The 18,778-nt window shown below is 71.6% G+C and carries 16 protein-coding genes; 5 read left to right on the top strand and 11 right to left on the bottom strand.

What is annotated here, in order from left to right; all coding sequences use genetic code 11:
• Positions 1-126: 126 nt before the first annotated feature.
• The 7 genes from rbsD to ACIPRD_RS27095 form a co-directional block, all read right to left on the bottom strand.
• On the bottom strand, positions 127-516 hold the full coding sequence (gene rbsD, locus ACIPRD_RS27125; protein ID WP_356397046.1) for a D-ribose pyranase: 390 nt from the start codon (positions 514-516) through the stop codon (positions 127-129).
• Positions 513-1,415: a ribokinase gene (locus ACIPRD_RS27120; RefSeq protein WP_356397048.1), complete on the bottom strand. Its 903-nt coding sequence runs from the start codon at positions 1,413-1,415 to the stop codon at positions 513-515. Before ACIPRD_RS27120 ends, rbsD begins: the two co-directional genes overlap by 4 nt.
• A gap of 75 nt (positions 1,416-1,490) precedes the next feature.
• Entirely contained in the window at positions 1,491-3,437 is a 1,947-nt protein-coding gene (locus ACIPRD_RS27115) for a substrate-binding domain-containing protein (RefSeq protein WP_356397051.1), read from the bottom strand.
• Positions 3,427-4,971 (bottom strand): sugar ABC transporter ATP-binding protein, encoded by a 1,545-nt coding sequence (locus tag ACIPRD_RS27110; RefSeq protein WP_356397053.1) that lies wholly within the window; start codon positions 4,969-4,971, stop codon positions 3,427-3,429. Before ACIPRD_RS27110 ends, ACIPRD_RS27115 begins: the two co-directional genes overlap by 11 nt.
• On the bottom strand, positions 4,968-6,083 hold the full coding sequence (locus ACIPRD_RS27105) for a LacI family DNA-binding transcriptional regulator (protein ID WP_401566732.1): 1,116 nt from the start codon (positions 6,081-6,083) through the stop codon (positions 4,968-4,970). The genes ACIPRD_RS27110 and ACIPRD_RS27105 overlap by 4 nt, the downstream gene beginning before the upstream one ends.
• Before the next feature lie 109 nt (positions 6,084-6,192).
• Positions 6,193-6,714 carry a GNAT family N-acetyltransferase gene (locus ACIPRD_RS27100; RefSeq protein WP_401566729.1) on the bottom strand — a complete coding sequence of 174 codons (522 nt, stop codon included), beginning with the start codon at positions 6,712-6,714 and terminating at the stop codon, positions 6,193-6,195.
• A 154-nt stretch (positions 6,715-6,868) separates the two neighbouring features.
• Positions 6,869-7,384: a MarR family winged helix-turn-helix transcriptional regulator gene (locus ACIPRD_RS27095; RefSeq protein WP_401566726.1), complete on the bottom strand. Its 516-nt coding sequence runs from the start codon at positions 7,382-7,384 to the stop codon at positions 6,869-6,871.
• A 58-nt stretch (positions 7,385-7,442) separates the two neighbouring features.
• Between ACIPRD_RS27095 and ACIPRD_RS27090 the strand changes: the two genes are divergently transcribed.
• On the top strand, positions 7,443-8,387 hold the full coding sequence (locus ACIPRD_RS27090; protein ID WP_401566724.1) for an amidohydrolase family protein: 945 nt from the start codon (positions 7,443-7,445) through the stop codon (positions 8,385-8,387).
• 124 nt (positions 8,388-8,511) lie between these two features.
• Here ACIPRD_RS27090 and ACIPRD_RS27085 read toward each other — a convergent pair whose 3' ends face one another.
• From ACIPRD_RS27085 to ACIPRD_RS27075, 3 genes are all read right to left on the bottom strand, one after another.
• Positions 8,512-9,453 carry an amidohydrolase family protein gene (locus ACIPRD_RS27085; protein WP_401566721.1) on the bottom strand — a complete coding sequence of 314 codons (942 nt, stop codon included), beginning with the start codon at positions 9,451-9,453 and terminating at the stop codon, positions 8,512-8,514.
• Between the two features lie 134 nt (positions 9,454-9,587).
• Entirely contained in the window at positions 9,588-10,163 is a 576-nt protein-coding gene (locus ACIPRD_RS27080; RefSeq protein WP_401566719.1) for a YdeI family protein, read from the bottom strand.
• 24 nt (positions 10,164-10,187) lie between these two features.
• Positions 10,188-10,604, bottom strand: a complete 417-nt coding sequence (locus ACIPRD_RS27075) for an ATP-binding protein (RefSeq protein WP_356397071.1) — start codon at positions 10,602-10,604, stop codon at positions 10,188-10,190.
• A gap of 239 nt (positions 10,605-10,843) precedes the next feature.
• Between ACIPRD_RS27075 and ACIPRD_RS27070 the strand changes: the two genes are divergently transcribed.
• The 4 genes from ACIPRD_RS27070 to ACIPRD_RS27055 all read left to right on the top strand — a co-directional run bounded on the left by ACIPRD_RS27070 (position 10,844) and on the right by ACIPRD_RS27055 (position 15,657).
• Positions 10,844-11,647: a helix-turn-helix domain-containing protein gene (locus ACIPRD_RS27070; protein WP_401566716.1), complete on the top strand. Its 804-nt coding sequence runs from the start codon at positions 10,844-10,846 to the stop codon at positions 11,645-11,647.
• Positions 11,648-11,655: 8 nt separating this feature from the next.
• Positions 11,656-11,838, top strand: coding sequence for a DUF397 domain-containing protein (locus ACIPRD_RS27065; protein WP_401566713.1), 183 nt, complete (start codon positions 11,656-11,658; stop codon positions 11,836-11,838).
• 31 nt (positions 11,839-11,869) lie between these two features.
• Positions 11,870-14,125, top strand: a complete 2,256-nt coding sequence (locus ACIPRD_RS27060; protein WP_401566710.1) for an ATP-dependent RecD-like DNA helicase — start codon at positions 11,870-11,872, stop codon at positions 14,123-14,125.
• 242 nt (positions 14,126-14,367) lie between these two features.
• Complete coding sequence (locus ACIPRD_RS27055; protein ID WP_356397083.1) at positions 14,368-15,657, top strand: citrate synthase; 1,290 nt, start codon at positions 14,368-14,370, stop codon at positions 15,655-15,657.
• 742 nt (positions 15,658-16,399) lie between these two features.
• On the opposite strand, the gene ACIPRD_RS27050 is transcribed toward ACIPRD_RS27055, so the two are convergent.
• A complete protein-coding gene (locus ACIPRD_RS27050; protein WP_401566707.1) occupies positions 16,400-18,754 on the bottom strand; it encodes a heavy metal translocating P-type ATPase in 2,355 nt (784 codons plus the stop codon).
• Positions 18,755-18,778 lie beyond the last annotated feature (24 nt).

Genomic DNA, 18,778 nt, shown 5'->3' with positions numbered 1-18,778 from the left:
TGAGGGGGAAAGCCGAAGGGGCCTGCCCGGTCTGCGGACCGGGCAGGCCCCTTCGAAACGTCCGGCCGGGCCTCCCCGGACACGGCCCAGGGGGCTTCTCCCCCAGAAGCCCCCCAAGAAGTCCCCCTAGAAGAACACCCCGCACCGCAGCAGCACGTTGGCGTACGGACGGGCCTCGCCCGTGCGCACCACCAGCCGCGCCCCCGCCGACAGCCGCTTCAGCTCCTCGTGCGGGACCAGGGCGAGAGCGGGCAGCCGGGCGTCCAGCAGCGCGCTCGCCCCGGGGTTGGCCGCCCGCACCTCCTCGGCCGCCGTGCCCGCCTCCACCACCAGTTCGTCCAGCAGCCCGTCCAGGACCTCGGCGAAGGAGGGGACGCCCGCGCGGAAGGCGAGGTCCACCACCCGCGGCCCGTCCGGTATCGGCATGCCCGCGTCGCACACCAGGACCCCGTCCCCGTGGCCCAGTTCCGCCAGGGCACCGGCCAGATGCCGGTTGAGAATGCCCGCCTTCTTCACAGCGCCTCGACCTCCGCCGCCGTCGGGTACGACTCCTGCGCGCCCCGCTTCGTCACGGCCGCCGCGCCGACCCGGGCCGCGTAGGCGGCGGCCTCGGCCGGCTCCGCGCCCGAGCCCAGCCTCCAGGCCAGCGCCGCGGTGAACGCGTCCCCGGCACCGGTGGTGTCCACCGCGTCCACCTTCACCGACGGCACCCGCCGCACCCCGGACGCGTCGCACATCAGCGCGCCCTCGGCGCCCAGCGTCACGACCACCGAACGCGGACCCGCGGCCAGCAGCTGCCGCGCCCAGTCCTCCGGATCCTCGCCCGTGAGGGCGTCGCCGAGCAGCACCCGCGCCTCGTGCTCGTTGACGATCAACGGGTCGCAGGCCGCCAGCACCTCGGCCGGCAGCGGGCGCGGAGGCGACGGGTTCAGCACGAACCGGTTCCCCTCCCCGAGCGTCCGTACGACCTCCACCACCGTCTCCAGCGGGATCTCCAGCTGCGCCGACACCACCCGGGAGCCGCGCACGAGACGCCCGGCGCCTCGCACGTCACCGGCGTCGAGCCGGGAGTTGGCGCCGGGCGAGACCACGATGCTGTTGTCCCCGGACGGGTCGACGGTGATCAGCGCGACGCCGGTCGGCGCCCCGCCCACGGCCACGCCGGCGGTGTCCACACCGGCCGAGCGCAGCGAGTCCAGCAGCAGCCGGCCGTGGCCGTCGTCGCCGACCCGCGCCAGCAGGGCGGTGCGGGCGCCGAGCCGGGCGGCGGCGACCGCCTGGTTGGCGCCCTTGCCGCCCGGGTGCACGGCCAGGTCGCCGCCCAGCACCGTCTCGCCGGCGGCGGGCCGCCGCTCGACGCCGATCACCAGGTCCGCGTTGGCCGAACCCACGACCAGGAGGTCGTAGTCGTACATGAGTTGTCTCCCTGAGAGATGGACCGGGGCGGGCGGCCGCACCCGTCGGACACGGCCGCCCGCCCCTGCGCGCCGTCAGCCGGTGAAGCCCGCCACGTTCTGCTTCGTGACGACCTTCACGGGCACCTTCACCATCGGCTGGACCTTCTTGCCGTGCACCGCCTCCAGGGCGTTGTCCACGGCGATCCGGCCGAGCTGGCTCGGCTGCTGCGCGACCGACGCGTACAGCGTGCCGCCCTTGACCGCGGTCAGTCCGTCCGGGGTGCCGTCGAAGCCGACGACCGCCACCGACCTGCCCGCCTTGGAACCGAGCGCCTTGATCGCGCCGAGGGCCATCTCGTCGTTCGCGGCGATGACGCCCTGGACGTCGGGGTGCGCCTGGAGCAGGTTGGACATGACGTCCAGGCCCTTGGTGCGGTCGAAGTCGGCGGGCTGCTGGGCGACCACCTTGATGCCCGGGAAGGCCTTGAGGCCCTTGGCGAAGCCGGCCGCGCGCTCACGGGCGGCGGAGGTGCCCGCCTGGCCCTGGAGGATGACGATCTTCCCCTTGCCGCCCAGCTTCTCGCCGATCGACCTGGCCGCCAGCTCACCGCCCGCGACGTTGTCGGAGGCGATCAGCGCGTCGATGGAGGCCTTGTTGACGCCGCGGTCGACGGCGACGACCGGGATGCCGGCCTTGTCGGCGGCCTTCACCGAGTTGCCGGCCGCGTCGGAGTCCACCGGGTTGACGATGATCGCGCCGAGCCTGGAGCTGGTGAAGTTCTGCAGCTGGTTGGCCTGCTGGGAGGCGTCGTTCTGGGCGTCCGTGACGGTCAGGTCCACGCCGCGCTTCTTGGCCTCGGCCTGGGCGCCCGAGCGGATCTGCACGAAGAACGGGTTGTTGAGGGTCGACAGCGACAGGCCCATCTTCGGGTTCGCCGAGGACGCCGAGCCGCTGTGCAGGAAGGAGGTCGCGCCGACGACGGCCACCGTGACCACGGCCGCGAGACCGTACGTCGCCGCCTGCTTGCCCTTGGGGCCGCCCGCGCCGGCCGTCACCGGGGTCGCCCCGGCCTTGCGGCGCACCGCGTCGAGCAGCACCGCCAGCGCGATGACGACACCGATCACGACCTGCTGCCAGAAGGCCGACACGTTCAGCAGGTTGAGGCCGTTGCGGAGCACCGCGAGGATCAGCGCGCCGACGAAGGTGCCCGACGCCTTGCCGGTGCCGCCCGCGAGGGAGGCGCCGCCGATGACGACCGCGGCGATGGCGTCCAGCTCGTAGCCGTCGGCGGCCTGCGGCTGCGCGGAGCCCAGCCGGGCGGCGAGCACGATGCCCGCGACGGCCGCGAACACGCCGGACAGGGCGTAGATGGCGAGCTTCTGCCGCTTGACCCGCAGGCCCGACAGCCGCGCGGCCTCCTCGTTGCCGCCGATCGCGTACATCGAGCGGCCGATGTAGGTACGGCCCAGCACCAGCGCCGCGAGCAGCCCCATGGCCACCATGACCAGGACGGGCACCGGCAGCCAGCCGCCGAGGGTGTCACCGAGGTGCGAGACCGAGGCCGGGAAGGTGATCGGGACACCGCCGGAGATCACCAGGGACAGACCGCGCGCCACCGACAGCATGGCCAGCGTCGCGATGAACGGCGGCAGCTTGCCGTAGGCGATCAGGAAGCCGTTGACCAGGCCCGCGCCGACGCCGGTGGCTATGGCGAGGACCACGGCGAGCACGACCGGCATCCCGGACTGCGTGGCGCTCCAGGCCAGCACGGTCGAGGTGAGCGCGGCCACCGAGCCGACCGACAGGTCGATGCCCGCCGCGACGATCACGAACGTCACACCGAAGGCGAGGATCGCCGTCACGGCGGCCTGGACGCCGATGTTGAGCAGGTTGTCCGTCGTCAGGAAGTCGCCGGACAGCGCCGACAGGGCGACGGCGAGGACGATCAGCGCGGTCAGCGCGCCGTTGTCGAGGAGCAGACGGCGCAGGCCGCCCGGGGCACCCGCGCCCGTCGTGCTCTTGAGCGTGTCAGTGGCCACGGGGGCCCTCCTTCTCGGTGATGGTGTTCACGGCTTCGGTGGTGGGGGTACTGACGGCGAGCGCCATGACGGCGTCCTGGGTGGCCTCGTCCGCGGTGAGTTCGCCCGCGATCCGGCCCTGCGCCATCACCAGCACCCGGTCGCTCATGCCGAGCACCTCGGGCAGGTCGCTGGAGATCATCAGGACGGCGGCGCCCTGGGCCGTCAGCTCGTTGATCAGCTGGTAGATCTCGACCTTGGCGCCGACGTCGATGCCGCGCGTCGGCTCGTCGAGGATCAGCACCTTGGTGTCGGCCAGCAGCCACTTGCCGATGACGACCTTCTGCTGGTTGCCGCCGGACAGGGTCCGCACATGCTGGCCGAGGCCCGCCATGCGCACCCCGAGCTGCGTGGCGATCCGCTCGGCCGCGGTGTGCTGCGCCTTGCGGTCGACCAGCCCGGCCCGGGTCGCGGACCGCATGGTCACCAGGCCCAGGTTCTCCGCCACGGAGGCGTCCAGCACCAGGCCCTGGCCCTTGCGGTCCTCGGGCACCAGCCCGATCCCGGCGGTCATCGCCGCGTTCACGTCGCCGCGCCGCAGCCCGGTGCCGGAGACGGTGACGGTCCCCGCGTCGTAGGGGTCGGCGCCGAACACGGCCCGGACCACCTCGGTACGGCCCGCGCCGACCAGCCCGGCCACGCCGACGACCTCGCCGGCGCGCACCTCGAAGCTCACGTCGTGGAACACGCCGCCGCGGGTGAGCCCCTCCACGCGGAGCAGGGGCTCGCCCTGCCCGGCGGGCCGTTCGCGCGGGTACTGCTGCTCGATGGAGCGGCCCACCATCAGCCGGACCAGCTCGTCCTCGGGGGTGGAGGCCGGGACCTGGCCGACGCTGCGGCCGTCCCGGATCACGGTGACCCGGTCGCCGAGCGCGGCGATCTCCTCCAGGTGGTGGGTGATGAACACGATGCCGACGCCGTCCTCGCGCAGGGCGCGCACGATGGCGAAGAGCTTCTCCACCTCCTCCGAGGTGAGCACGGCGGTCGGCTCGTCCATGATCAGGACGCGTGCGTCGAGGCTCAGCGCCTTGGCGATCTCCACCATCTGCAGGCGCGCGATGCCGAGCTCACGCACCCGCGCCCGGGGCGACACGTCGACGCCCACCCGGGCGAGGAGGACCTCCGCGTCCGCCTCCATCCTCTTGCGGTCGATCATCCCGAGGCGGCGCGGCTGGCGGCCCAGGAAGATGTTCTCGGCGACCGTCAGATCGGGGACCAGGTTGAACTCCTGGTAGATCGTGGCGATCCCGAGGCGTTCGGCGTCCTGCGCGCCCTGGATGCGCACTTCCTCGCCGCCGGCGAGGATCCGCCCCGCGTCGGGGGTGTGGGCACCGGAGAGCGTCTTGATCAGGGTGCTCTTTCCGGCGCCGTTCTCGCCGAGCAGTACGTGGACCTCGCCCCGGCGCAGGTCGAAGTCGACGCCGTCCAGCGCGACCACGCCCGGGAAGGCTTTCCGTATGCCCTCGATGCGCAGCAACTCATCCGGGTCGCTCACGACGTGCTCCTTTGCACTGGGGAGGGGGACTGGGAGGGGGATGGGGATGGGGAGGAGGGTGAGGGGGCGGGGGACTCGAAGGGGATCCCGGAGGGGGCCTGGGTGGGAGGCCCGGAGGCGAGCGGCTCACCGCACGAGCGGCGCACGACGAGCCTGGCGGGGAAGGCGGCGGACTCCGGGGCCCGGCCCTCGATCCGGGCCACCAGGGCCCGTACGGCGGCCCGGCCCAGCTCGCCCGTCGGCTGGGCGATCGCCGTGACCGGCGGATCGGTGTGCACGAACCACGGGATGTCGTCGAACGCGGCGAGCGCGATGTCCTCCGGGACGCGCAGCCCGCGGGCGCGGATCGCGTCCAGCGCGCCGAGCGCCATCAGGTTGTCGGCCGCGAAGACCGCCTCGGGCGGCTCCGGCAGGTCGAGGAACCCCTCGGTGACCCGGCGGCCGCTGGCGGCCTGGAAGTCGCCCTGGCCGATGTAGGCGTCCGGGAGACCGAGCCCGTGGGCCGCCATCGCCTCGCGGAAGGCCTCGACGCGCTCGCTGCCGGTCGTGGTGCTGCCCGGTCCCGCGATGATGGCGAGACGCCGGTGCCCGAGGGCGCACAGGTGCGCGACCAGGTCCCGCACGGCGGCACGGCCGTCGGACCGTACGACGGGGACGTCCAGGCCCGGGATCCACCGGTCCACGAACACCATCGGGGTGCCCCCGCGCGCCGCGTCCTCCAGCAGCGGGGAGGTGCCGTCGGCGGGGGAGACCAGCAGCCCGTCGATCCTGCGGTCCAGCAGGGTCCGGATGTGGTGGTCCTGCAGATCGGGCCGCTCGTCGGCGTTGCCGATGATCACGCTGTAGCCGAGGGCGCGGGCCTCCTCCTCGACGGAGCGGGCCAGCTCGGTGAAGTACGGGTTCAGCACGTCGCTGATGACCAGGCCGAGGGTACGGGTCTGGTCGGTGCGCAGGGACCGGGCGACGGCGTTCGGCCGGTACCCCAGTGCCTTCACGGCGCCCAGCACACGTGCCCGTGCGTCCGCGCTGACCGACGGGTGCTCGTTCAGCACCCGGGACACCGTGGCGACGGACACGCCTGCGGCTGCGGCGACGTCCTTGATGCTCGCCATCCTCGGCTCCACCTCCTTGTGGAATCGATTTCATCGACGTGTACGGAGGATTGGAATCGATTACACGGGCAGAAATCAATCGCTGAGACCGGATTGTGATGAGGTGCGCTCAGATGAGCGGACGGTCCCGGAGGGCTCCGTCCAGCCACCGCCGGTAGCGGAGTGCGGGCTGTCCCTTGATCTCGGTGTCTCCGGTCACGGTGAACCCGTTGCGCGCGAGGACCGTGCGCGAGGCGGTGTTGCCGAGGGTGGTCATCGCGGTCAGGGCGGAGAGTCCGTACGACGCGGCGGCGAGCCGGCACACCTCGGCGACGGCGCGCGTGGCGACGCCCCGCCCCGCGGAACGCTCACCGATCCGGTACCCGAGTTCGGCGGCGCCGTCCGCCACGTCCACGAGGTTGACGCGTCCGATCAGCTCGCCCCGGGCGTCGGTGACGACGTGGAAGTGGCAGATCCCGGCGTCCTGTTCGGCGAGCAGCGCGTGGAGCCGGGCGGTGAACTCCCGGAAGTACGCGTCGCCGCGGTCCGAGATCGACCGGGCGAAGTACGCCCGGTTCACGCGCTCGAACTCCAGCAGTGCGGGCGCGTGTTGCGCCCCCAGCCGTTCAAGTCGCTCTGCGCCGCCGTCCATGGGGCCAGAGCGTAGGGCGCCCGGCGCTCGCGACGCACCGGCTTTTGGCGCGCGGATGCCGCCGCGCCGGTCCTGCGCCGGCGCGTCTCTCCTCGCGGCCCGCGGGGGTGCGCGGGGCGGCCGCGGGAGCCGTGGTGGGCCGCCGCGGTGCGGTCTACCCCTCGCCGGACTGGGGGACGGTGTCGCCGATGACGGCGGCGAGGCGCTGGAGCTGTGCGGCGAGCGCGTGACGTTCCTGGGGCGTGAAGTGCGACAACGCCTCGGCCTGACGCACCCGGAGTTCCGCCCGCATGGCCGCGAGCCGCTGGGCGCCGTCCGGGGTGAGGCGGATGAGGACCAGGCGCTCGTCGTGCGGGGAGCGCTCCCGCGTGACCATGCCGGCCGCTTCGAGCTGCTTGAGCATGCGCGTGGCGGTCGGAACGCTGACCTCGGCGGCGACGGCGAGCTTGCCGACCGCGAGCCCGTCGCTCCTGGCGTCCGTGGCGAGGGGCTCCAGCAGTGTGGCCTGCGCCATGGACAGCCCGGCCCCGGAGCGGCCCATGGTGGCCGCCCGGGAGCGGCGCATGGCATAGAACAGCCGGTCAGCGGCCTGCGCCAGCTCCCTCACGCCCGCCTCGTCGGCGCCCGCGCCCTGGAGGTCACCCACTTCGTGCTTGCTCATCTCTCGCATGACTGTTAGCTTACTAAATGAAGTCGTTAGCAAGCTAAGCTTTAGGAGGCTAGAAGTCATGGACTTCCCCGCACGCATCGACGTCCACAACCACATCGTGCCGCCGGTCTGGGCCGAGACCCTGGCCGCGCGCGGTCTGAACTCCGGCGGCTGGGCCATCCCGGCCTGGAGCCCCGAGAGCGCGATCGCGATGATGGACGAGCAGGGCATCGCCACCGGCGTCATGTCCGTCACCTCGCCCGGCATCCACCTCGGTGACGACAAGGATGCCCGCGACCTCGCCCGCGCGGTCAACGAGTACGGCGCCGAGGTCGTCAAGGACCACCCGGACCGCTTCGGCCACTTCGCGAGCATCCCGCTGCCCGACGTCGACGCCGCCGTCGCCGAGGCCGTCCACGCGCTCGACGTCCTCGGCGCCGACGGTGTGGTCCTGATGTCCAACGCCCACGGCAAGTACCTCGGCGACGCGGACTTCGAGCCGCTGTGGGCCGAGCTGGACCGCCGTTCGGCCAATGTCTTCGTCCACCCCGCGCAGCCGCCGATGACGCTGCTGCCGGGCACCCCGGCCCCGCTCGCCGACTACGTCTTCGACACCACCCGCACCGCGCTCAACATGGTGCTCAACGGGGTCATGGACCGGTACCGCAACGTGCGGGTGATCCTCTCCCACGGCGGCGGCTTCCTGCCGTACGCGGCCTACCGCTTCACCGGTCTGACCTCCACGGTCGTCGACCGCGACCGCAAGGCCGAGGACATCCTGCGCGACCTGAAGCGCTTCTACTTCGACACCGCGCTGTCCGCGAGCCCCTCCGCCCTGCCGGCCCTCCTCGCCTTCGCCGAGCCCGGCCATGTCCTCTACGGCAGCGACTGGCCGTTCGCTCCGCAGGAGGCGGGCAGCTACTACAACCACTTCCTGGAGACCTACCCGGACTTCACCCCGGGCCAGGCCGAAGCCATCGACCGGGGCAACGCCGAGAAGCTCTTCCCGCGCCTCGCCCGCTGACCGGGCAGGACCGGACGCACCTTCACCCCAGCGCTGCCGCGATGCCCCGCACCAACGGTGCGGGGCATCGGCGCGTCCGGGCCGACCGGACCGACGGACGCGGCGTCCGGTACGTCCGCCCTCGTCAGGCGAGACGGGTGAAGACCTTCTTGGCGTTGCCGTGGTCGAAGGCGGTCTTCTGCGCGTCCGTCAGGCCGCTGTTCGTGTCCAGGAGCCGGTTGAAGGCGGCCGCGACGGGCGCGGGGGCATAGGGGAAGTCGCTGCCGAAGAGGATGCGTTCGTGATCGGCGAAGGCGAGGAAGCTGGGGAAGGCGTCCGGCCCGGAGGACAGCGCGGTGTCGAAGTAGAAGCGCCTGAACTTCGCCAGCAGCTGCTCGGTGGTGGGCCCGTCGGGGTCGAGGGCCGGCTGCAGCTCGCAGAACCGCATCACGGCGTAGGGGACGAACCCGCCCGCGTGGGACAGGATGACCTTCGCGTCCGGGAACCGGTCCAGCACGCCCGCGAACACCATCTGCACCGCGGTCCGGGTGGTGTCGAACGGATAGTCCACGAGCGGGCCGGGCACGTCCGCCAGGAGCGGGATGAGGGGGTGGCCCGGATGGATGAACACCACGGCCGACCGCCGGTTCAGCGCGTCCCACAGCGGCGTGTACTTCGGGTCGCCCAGGTAGGCGCCCTCGTAGTTGCTCAGGAGCACGACGCCGTCGGCGCCCAGCTCGTCCAGCGCGTACTCGGCCTCGGCCACGGCGCCCTCGACGTCCGGCAGCGGAACGGTCGCGAAGTTCCCGAACCGGTCCGGATGCCGGGAGACCAGGCCGGCCACGTACTCGTTGACCCGGCGGGCCATGTCCAGGCGCCCCTGGCCCTCCCACCCGACGACGCTGGGCGCGGTCAGCGACAGGACGCTGGTGGCGATCTGCTGGTCGTCCATGTACGCCAGGTGCGCCTCGGGGCTCCAGGAGGGGGTGGCCCAGCCCGACGGGTCTCCACCGTGGCTCGGCAGCGCCTCGCCCCAGAACGGGGGCACCACATGCGTGTGGACATCGATACGCGCCGCGTTCGGCATCAGGGTCTCCCTCTCCCGCCCCCTGCGAAAGATGCCTTCGCAACGTAGCCCGGCGGCATCACCCCCGCCATCCGAGCCCCTCGGGGCGGCCCGGGGGATCCAACCGCCGGTGCCGGCGGAGGGGCGAGGTGTTCTCAGGGGTGCGGCTTCCCGCCCTCGGCCAGCATCGTGACGTACTTCTCGATCCGCCGGGCCCGGGTCTCGGGCCTCTTGGCGTCCTGCACGCGGTACAGGATCGAGTAGCGGTTCTGGCTGTCCAGCGCGGCGAAGGACTCCGCGGCGGCGGGGTTCGCCGCGAGGGCCTCGGCCAGGTCGTCCGGCACCGAGGCGGTTCGCGCCCCCTCGTACGCGGCCTCCCAGCGGCCGTCCGCCTTGGCGCGCTCGACCTCGGCGAGTCCCGCCGGCCGCATGCGGCCCTGCTCGACGAGGGCCGCCACCTTGCCGCGGTTGACCTTCGACCACCGGCTCCTCGACGTGCGCGGCGTGAACCGCTGCAACCAGTACTCGTCGTCGAGCCCGCGCTTCTGCCCGTCGATCCAGCCGTGGCAGAGCGCCACGTCGAGAGCCTGCGGGTAGTCCAGGGCCACGACCCCGGGTGCCTTCTTCCTGAGCTTCAGCCAGATCCCCGGCGAGGAGGAGTGATGCTCGCCCAGCCAGTCCTCGAACGCCCCGGCGGACTCGAACGCGATGATGTCCAGTTCATCAGCCACCTGGGCAGTGAACCAGGTCGGCGCTCACGCGGCCGCCAGTTCGCACCAGACGTACTTGCCCCGGTTGCCACCCGCGGCCAGCGCGTACCAGCCCCACTCCGCGGAACAGGCCCGCACCAGCGCCAGCCCCCGTCCCTGCTCCAGCTCCTCCAGTTCCCGCCCCCGCGTCGACGGCGCCGGCCCGGGCGGTTCGGGGTCCGCGTCCCACGCCCCGATCCGCAGCGTGCCCGGCGGTGACCAGCGCACGCGGAGGGCGGCGGGGCCCTTGGTGTGCCGTACGGCGTTGGAGACCAGCTCCGTCGCGACCAGTTCGGCGACGTCCACCAGGCCGATCAGTCCGTGCATGGTCAGGATCAGGCGCAGGGTGCGGCGGCTGATGGTGACGGCGCGCAGGTCGTTGGGGATGTGGAGGGAGTACTCCCACGATTCCGTTTCGGGCATACGGCAGCAACTCCATTGAAGTGGGATGGGGTTCGACGCGTGGTGGCATTGCCGTGGCCGTCGTGGCAGGACGGATCGGTGCGCTTCCGCTGCGTGTGCGTTGCGTCACTGACGGTAGATCTAAATCTATAGATGCGGCAAGCCGGTCGCGTATTCTGACCCCGAACGAGTCGCGTCTGCTGGTGTGTTGCACCTAGGGGTGGTCGAGAGTTTTGAGGCGTGAAGCAACGGCACGTCAGATGCGCCTGGCCACTGAACTGCGCAGACTTCGTGAAGCGGCCGGGCTCAACGCGCGCCAGGCCGCGGCGCTGCTCGGGGTGAGCCCCGCGCAGATCACCCACATCGAGTCCGCGCTCGCGGGTGTGAGTGAGAATCGGCTGCGCCGCCTCGCTTCTCACTACGCGTGTGTGGACGAGGTTCTCGTCGCCGCACTCGTCTCCATGGCCACCGATCGGACGCGGGGCTGGTGGGAGGAGTACCGGGGCCTGCTGCCGACGTCGTTCCTGGACCTGTCCGAGCTGAACCATCACGCCTCGTTCCGCCGCGATGTCGCGATCCTCTATGTGCCGGGCCTACTGCAGACGGAGGATTACGCGCGCGCTGTCTTCGCCGCTCGTGTTCCCGAACTGACCCCGCAGGAGCTTGATGTGCGGGTTCAGCACCGGATGGAGGGGCAGCGGATCACCGTCCCTTACGAGGTGGTGATCCATGAGTCGGCGCTGCGTATGCGAGTCAGCGACCGTGCCGGCTCCAGGGCTCAACTCGCCAAACTGCTCGACATCTCCGAAGCCGACAACGCCACCGTGCGCGTCATCCCCTTCGATCTGGACGGCTTCGCCAGAGCGGCCAGCACCATGACCTATGCGGGCGGTCCCGTTCCCAGGCTGGACACGGTGGTGCGCGACGTGCCGCACGGCTCTGCCTTCATCGACTCCGAAGCCCAACTCGGCGCCTTTCGAACGCGTTTCCGTAAGGTGGAAGCCGCGTCACTCGACCCCGAGCGGACGCGTGACTTCATCAACCGGCTGGCGAAAGAGCTGTGAGGCACCCCATGGACAACTGGCGGAAGTCGTCCTACTCGGGCCCCGACGACGGCAACGAATGCGTGGAGATCGCCGCCACCCCCACCCGCACCGCCGTCCGCGACTCCAAGGCGCCCGCCCGGGCCACCCTCGATTTCCCCGCCCCCGTCTTCGCCCTGTTCCTCGAAGGGCTGAAGAAGCCGGGGGAGTAGGCCTGTCACAGGGCACCGGTACCGTCACCCCATGGCACAACAGGCGGCGGAGCCCGGGGGCGAGCGGCGGCTCGCCGTACTCGAAGGCGTGCTGGAACGCATCACGTACGCCAACGAGGAGAACGGCTACACGGTCGCCCGGGTCGACACCGGCAGGGGCGCCGGCGATCTGCTGACCGTCGTCGGCGCGCTGCTCGGCGCCCAGGCGGGGGAGTCCCTGCGGATGGAGGGGCGGTGGGGCTCCCACCCCCAGTACGGCAAGCAGTTCCACGTCGAGAACTACACGACCGTGCTGCCCGCCACCATCCAGGGCATCCGCCGCTACCTCGGTTCCGGACTGGTCAAGGGGATCGGGCCGGTCTTCGCGGACCGGATCACCCAGCACTTCGGCGTGGACACCCTGAGGATCATCGAGGAGGAGCCGAAAAGGCTCGTCGAGGTGCCGGGGCTCGGGCCGAAGCGGACCAAGAAGATCGCCGACGCGTGGGAGGAGCAGAAGGCGATCAAGGAGGTCATGCTCTTCCTCCAGACCGTCGAGGTGTCCACGTCCATCGCCGTGCGCATCTACAAGAAGTACGGCGACGCCTCCATCTCCGTGGTGAAGAACCACCCCTACCGGCTCGCCACCGACGTCTGGGGCATCGGCTTCCTCACCGCCGACCGGATCGCCCGGTCCGTCGGCATCCCGCACGACAGCCCCGAGCGGGTGAAGGCGGGACTGCAGTACGCCCTCTCCCAGTCCGCCGACCAGGGCCACTGCTTCCTGCCCGAGGAGCGGCTGATCGCCGACGCGGTCAAACTCCTCCAGGTCGACACGGGCCTGGTCATCGAGTGCCTCGCCGAACTCGCCGAGCCCGGGGAGGAGGGCGAGGAGCCCGGCGTCGTACGCGAGCGGGTGCCCGGACCGGACGACGGCGGCGAACCCGTCACCGCCGTCTACCTCGTCCCCTTCCACCGCGCCGAACTCTCCCTCTCCGCCCAGCTGCTGCGCCTGCTGCGGACCGACGAGGACCGGATGCCGGCCTTCCGGGACGTGGACTGGGGCCGGGCGCTCGGCTGGCTGAAGGGCCGTACGGGCACCGAGCTCGCCCCCGAGCAGGAGGCCGCCGTACGGCTCGCGCTCACCGAGAGGGTGGCCGTGCTCACCGGCGGGCCCGGCTGCGGAAAGTCGTTCACGGTCCGCTCCGTCGTGGAACTGGCCCGCGCCCGCCAGGCCAAGGTGCTGCTCGCCGCGCCCACCGGCCGGGCCGCCAAGCGGCTGGCCGAACTGACCGGCGCCGAGGCCTCCACCGTGCACCGGCTGCTGGAGCTGAAGCCCGGCGGCGACGCCGCCTACGACCGCGACCGCCCCCTGGACGCCGACCTGGTGGTCGTCGACGAGGCCTCGATGCTGGACCTGCTGCTCGCCAACAAACTGGTGAAGGCCGTACCGCCGGGCGCGCACCTCCTCTTCGTCGGGGACGTGGACCAGCTGCCCAGCGTCGGCGCGGGCGAGGTGCTGCGGGACATGCTGGTGGACGGCGGCCCGATCCCCGCGGTCCGGCTGACCCGGGTGTTCCGCCAGGCCCAGCAGTCCGGCGTGGTGACCAACGCCCACCGGATCAACGCGGGGCAGCACCCGCTGACCGACGGCATGAAGGACTTCTTCCTCTTCGTCGAGGACGACACCGAGGCGGCCGGCCGGCTCACCGTGGACGTGGCCGCCCGCCGCATCCCGGCCCGGTTCGGGCTCGACCCGCGCCGGGACGTCCAGGTGCTCGCCCCGATGCACCGCGGCCCGGCCGGCGCCGGCACCCTCAACGGCCTGCTCCAGCAGGCCGTCACGCCCGCCCGGCCCGAGCTGCCGGAGAAGCGGTTCGGCGGCCGGGTCTTCCGCGTCGGCGACAAGGTCACCCAGATCCGCAACAACTACGACAAAGGGGCGAACGGCGTCTTCAACGGCACCGTGGGCGTGGTCACCTCACTCGATCCGGTCGACCAGCGGCTCACCGTGCTGACCGACGAAGACGAGGAAATTCCGTACGATTTCGACGAACTGGACGAACTGGCCCATGCCTACGCCGTGACCATTCACCGTTCGCAGGGCAGTGAATATCCTGCCGTGGTGATCCCCGTCACCACAGGGGCATGGATGATGCTGCAACGGAACCTGCTGTACACGGCGGTGACCCGGGCCAAGCAGCTCGTCGTGCTCGTCGGATCACGCAAGGCGATCGGGCAGGCCGTGCGCACGGTGTCGGCCGGACGGCGGTGCACGGCACTGGACTTCAGGCTCCGCGGCCGCTGACCGGGGGCTTCACGGCAGTCGGCGGGCGGCTTCGCGGCCAAATGATCGATCAAATGAGTCGCGAAGGTCACAGACCACTTCCGGATCCCTCGCGGAGGGGGCAGGATATGCAGGTTGACGGCACTGAGTGCCGCCAAAGGGCCCAATGGTCGACCCCGAGTGCACTCTCCTGAGCCAAATGGGGGATGGTAGAGACAGTCAGGGCACCTCGAAGAAGAGGCACAACGTCGGTGAGGGATGACGTGAGCGACAACTCTGTAGTACTGCGGTACGGCGACGGCGAGTACACCTACCCGGTGGTCGACAGCACCGTCGGTGACAAGGGCTTCGACATCGGGAAGCTCCGCGCCCAGACCGGGCTGGTGACGCTGGACAGCGGGTACGGCAACACGGCCGCCTACAAATCCGCGGTCACCTACCTCGACGGCGAGGCGGGCATCCTCCGCTACCGCGGCTACCCCATCGAGCAGCTCGCCGAGCGCTCCACCTTCCTCGAGGTGGCGTACCTGCTCATCAACGGCGAACTCCCGACCGTCGACGAGCTGACGACGTTCAAGGGCGACATCACGCGGCACACCCTGCTGCACGAGGACGTCAAGAACTTCTACAAGGGCTTCCCCCGCGACGCCCACCCGATGGCCATGCTGTCCTCGGTCGTCTCGGCGCTGTCCACCTTCTACCAGGACAGCCACAACCCGTTCGACGAGAAGCAGCGGGACCTCTCCACCATCCGCCTGCTGGCCAAGCTGCCGACGATCGCGGCCTACGCCTACAAGAAGTCGATCGGCCACCCGTTCGTCTACCCGCGCAACGACCTCGGCTACGTCGAGAACTTCCTGCGCATGACCTTCTCGGTCCCCGCGCAGGAGTACGAGCTCGACCCGGTCGTCGTCTCGGCGCTCGACAAGCTGCTGATCCTGCACGCGGACCACGAGCAGAACTGCTCGACCTCCACGGTCCGCCTGGTCGGCTCCTCGCAGGCCAACATGTTCGCCTCCATCTCGGCCGGCATCAACGCGCTGTGGGGCCCGCTGCACGGCGGCGCCAACCAGTCGGTGCTGGAGATGCTGGAAGGCATCCAGGCCAACGGCGGCGACGTCGACTCCTTCATCCGCAAGGTGAAGAACAAGGAGGACGGCGTCCGCCTGATGGGCTTCGGCCACCGGGTGTACAAGTCCTTCGACCCGCGCGCCAAGATCATCAAGGCCGCCGCGCACGACGTCCTCTCCGCGCTCGGCAAGTCCGACGAGCTGCTGGACATCGCGCTGAAGCTGGAGGAGCACGCGCTCTCCGACGACTACTTCGTCTCGCGCAACCTCTACCCGAACGTCGACTTCTACACGGGTCTGATCTACCGGGCCATGGGCTTCCCGACCGAGATGTTCACGGTCCTGTTCGCCCTCGGCCGCCTGCCGGGCTGGATCGCCCAGTGGACCGAGATGATCAAGGAGCCGGGTTCCCGCATCGGTCGCCCGCGCCAGATCTACACGGGTGTCGTCGAGCGCGACTTCGTGCCGGTCGAGGAGCGCTGAGCCGGGCGCCGTACCGGCGCCGGTGAGCCGACCGCCAGGGCCTGTCCTTCCGGGGGACGGGCCCTGAGCCGTTTCCGGACGCCGGGGCGGCCGCACGGAGGCCCTGTGGGCCCACGCGCGGAGGCGGGGCGGCCAGGGCGCGGGCGAGGCGTCGGGGGAAAGCAGAAGGCGCCCTGGAGCGCCGGTCCCCCCACGGGCCGACGACCAGGGCGCCTTCCCATGTCCCGGTGACGGATTCCCCCCACGGGATCCGGCCGGGCGCTCGGTGAAGACAGCGCCTGAACCGCTGTCCGAGCACGACGGGAGTGACCCGCCGTACTCATGTGATGCGATGCGATCTGCCGGGACAACGCACGCTGGGAGGGCCGCTCAAAGCTCCCCGGTGTACGTGCCCCGGCAACGCTCCCCAGGCTCTCGACTCCGCCGGAACCGGGGGTATCCCCATCTGGAGAAGTCCCCCAAGACATCCCCAGATGCCAGCCGGCGCCCCCCAAGACGCTGTGCTGACATCGCCAACTTAGACCTTCGAACCCCTTCGATGGTTACGTTCGCATCACTGTGATCTGCGTCTCTTGCATATGTCCCTTAAGTGCGCAAGAGCCCCGGTACCGCGACCGGGGACTCGAGCGTAAGGAAGATGCGCGAGCCTTGTGAAGAGCTTATGTGAGGCGCGCGCCCGACTCCAGGGGGACTCCGGTTTCGGCCGCGGAATCCCGCAATTTCCCGCGGATTCCCGGGACCGTCAGCCGAACCGGCGCAGCCGGAGGCTGTTGGTCACGACGAACACCGAGGAGAAGGCCATCGCCGCTCCCGCGATCATCGGGTTCAGCAGACCGGCCGCGGCCAGCGGCAGCGCGGCCACGTTGTAGCCGAACGCCCACACCAGATTGCCCTTGATGGTCGCGAGGGTGCGCCGGGAGAGCCGGATGGCGTCGGCGGCCACCCTGAGGTCCCCGCGCACCAGCGTCAGATCGCCGGCCTCGATCGCCGCGTCCGTACCGGTCCCCATGGCCAGCCCCAGATCGGCGGTGGCCAGCGCGGCCGCGTCGTTGACGCCGTCGCCGACCATGGCCACGGTCCGCCCCTCGCTCCGCAGCCGCCGTACGACGTCCACCTTGTCCTCGGGCAGCACCTCGGCGATCACCTCGTCGATGCCGACCTCCCGCGCGACCGCCTCGGCGACCGTCCGGTTGTCACCGGTCAGCAGGACCGGGGTGAGCCCGAGCGCGCGCAGCTCGCGCACGGCCTCGGCGCTGGTCTCCCGGACCGCGTCGGCGACCGCGAGGACCCCGCGCGCCCGGCCGTCCCAGCCGACCACGACGGCCGTGCGGCCCTCCCGCTCGGCCCGGGAGCGCGCCTCGGCCAGTTCCCCGGGCAACGTGTCGTAGAGGCGCCCGGCGGCCACCTCACGGCCCTCCACGCGTCCGCGCACGCCCCGCCCGGGGACGTTCTCGAACCGCTCGGCCGGCGGCAGCGTCCCGACGCGCTCCTCGGCCCCCGCGGCGATCGCGCGGGCGACGGGGTGCTCGGAGGCGTGCTCCAGGGCGCCGGCGAGGCGCAGCACCTCGCGCTCGTCCTCGCCCTCGGCGACGTGGACCTCCTGGAGCGTCATCCGGCCGGTGGTGACGGTGCCGGTCTTGTCGAGGACGACCGTGTCGACGCGGCGCGTGGACTCCAGCACCTCGGGACCCTTGATGAGGATGCCGAGCTGGGCGCCCCGGCCGGTACCGACCATCAGGGCGGTCGGCGTGGCGAGGCCCAGCGCGCAGGGGCAGGCGATGATCAGGACGGCCACGGCGGCCGTGAAAGCGGCGGCGGTGTCGCCGGTGACGCCCAGCCAGACGCCGAAGGTGCCGAGCGCGATCAGGATGACCACCGGCACGAAGACGGCGGAGATCCGGTCCGCGAGCCGCTGCACCTCGGCCTTGCCGTTCTGCGCGTCCTCCACCAGCCGTGCCATCCGGGCGAGCTGGGTGTCCGCGCCGATCCGGGCCGCCTCCACGACCAGCCGGCCGCCCGCGTTGACCGTGGCGCCGGTGACCCGGTCGCCGGGACCGACGTCCACCGGGACCGACTCGCCCGTCAGCATGGACGCGTCCACCGCGGAGACCCCGTCGACGACCGTGCCGTCGGTGGCGATCTTCTCCCCGGGCCGTACGACGAACCGGTCGCCGACCGCCAGCGAGGCCACGGGCACCCGGGTCTCCCGGCCGTCCCGCAGCACCGTCACGTCCTTGGCGCCCAGCTCCATCAGCGCCCGCAGGGCCGCGCCCGCACGGCGCTTGGACCGGGCCTCCAGCCAGCGGCCCAGCAGGATCAGCGCGACGACCCCGGCGGCCACCTCCAGATAGAGGCTGGAGGAGGAGTCCGCCCGCGAGACGGTGAACCGGAACGCGTCGTGCATCCCGGTCATCCCGGCGTGGCCGAAGAACAGCGCCCACAGCGACCAGCCGAACGCGGCCAGCGTGCCCACCGACACGAGCGTGTCCATGGTGGCCGCGCCGTGCCGGGCGTTGGTCCAGGCGGCGCGGTGGAAGGGCCATCCGCCCCACACGACGACGGGCGCCGCGAGGGTGAGGCAGAGCCACTGCCAGTTGTCGAACTGGAGCGCCGGGACCATGGAGAGCAGGACCACGGGCGCGGCGAGCAGCGCGGAGACGAGCAGACGGTGGCGCAGGGCGTCCAGCGCCGGGTCCGGCGCCGGCGCGGAACCGGCGGGCTCCCCGGCGGCCGGCGGCGTCTCGGGCACGGGTACGGGCACGGGCGACGGGGGTTCCTCGGCGGTGTAGCCGGTCTTCACCACGGTGGCGATCAGGTCGGCGACCCGGACCCCGGCGCCGTAGCTGACCTTCGCCTTCTCGGTGGCGTAGTTGACCGTGGCGTGCACGCCGTCCATGCGGTTGAGCTTCTTCTCCACGCGCGCGGCGCAGGAGGCGCAGGTCATGCCGCCGATGAGCAGCTCGACCTCGGCGGCGGTGCCTATGACGGGCCCCGCGTCGCGGGAGGCCTCGGGCGCGGATCCGGTCCCGGGCGTGCTCCCGCCCGTCGCGGGGGTGCCCGCGGTGTCCGTCTTCGTTTCTGCGGTGGTGCTGGTCATGTCCGGACTCCAGACATCGGACCG

The sequence above is a fragment of the Streptomyces sp. NPDC090108 genome (genome assembly GCF_044747185.1).
Taxonomy (GTDB): Bacteria; Actinomycetota; Actinomycetes; order Streptomycetales; family Streptomycetaceae; genus Streptomyces.
This window is presented reverse-complemented; position numbering and strand designations above follow the sequence as displayed.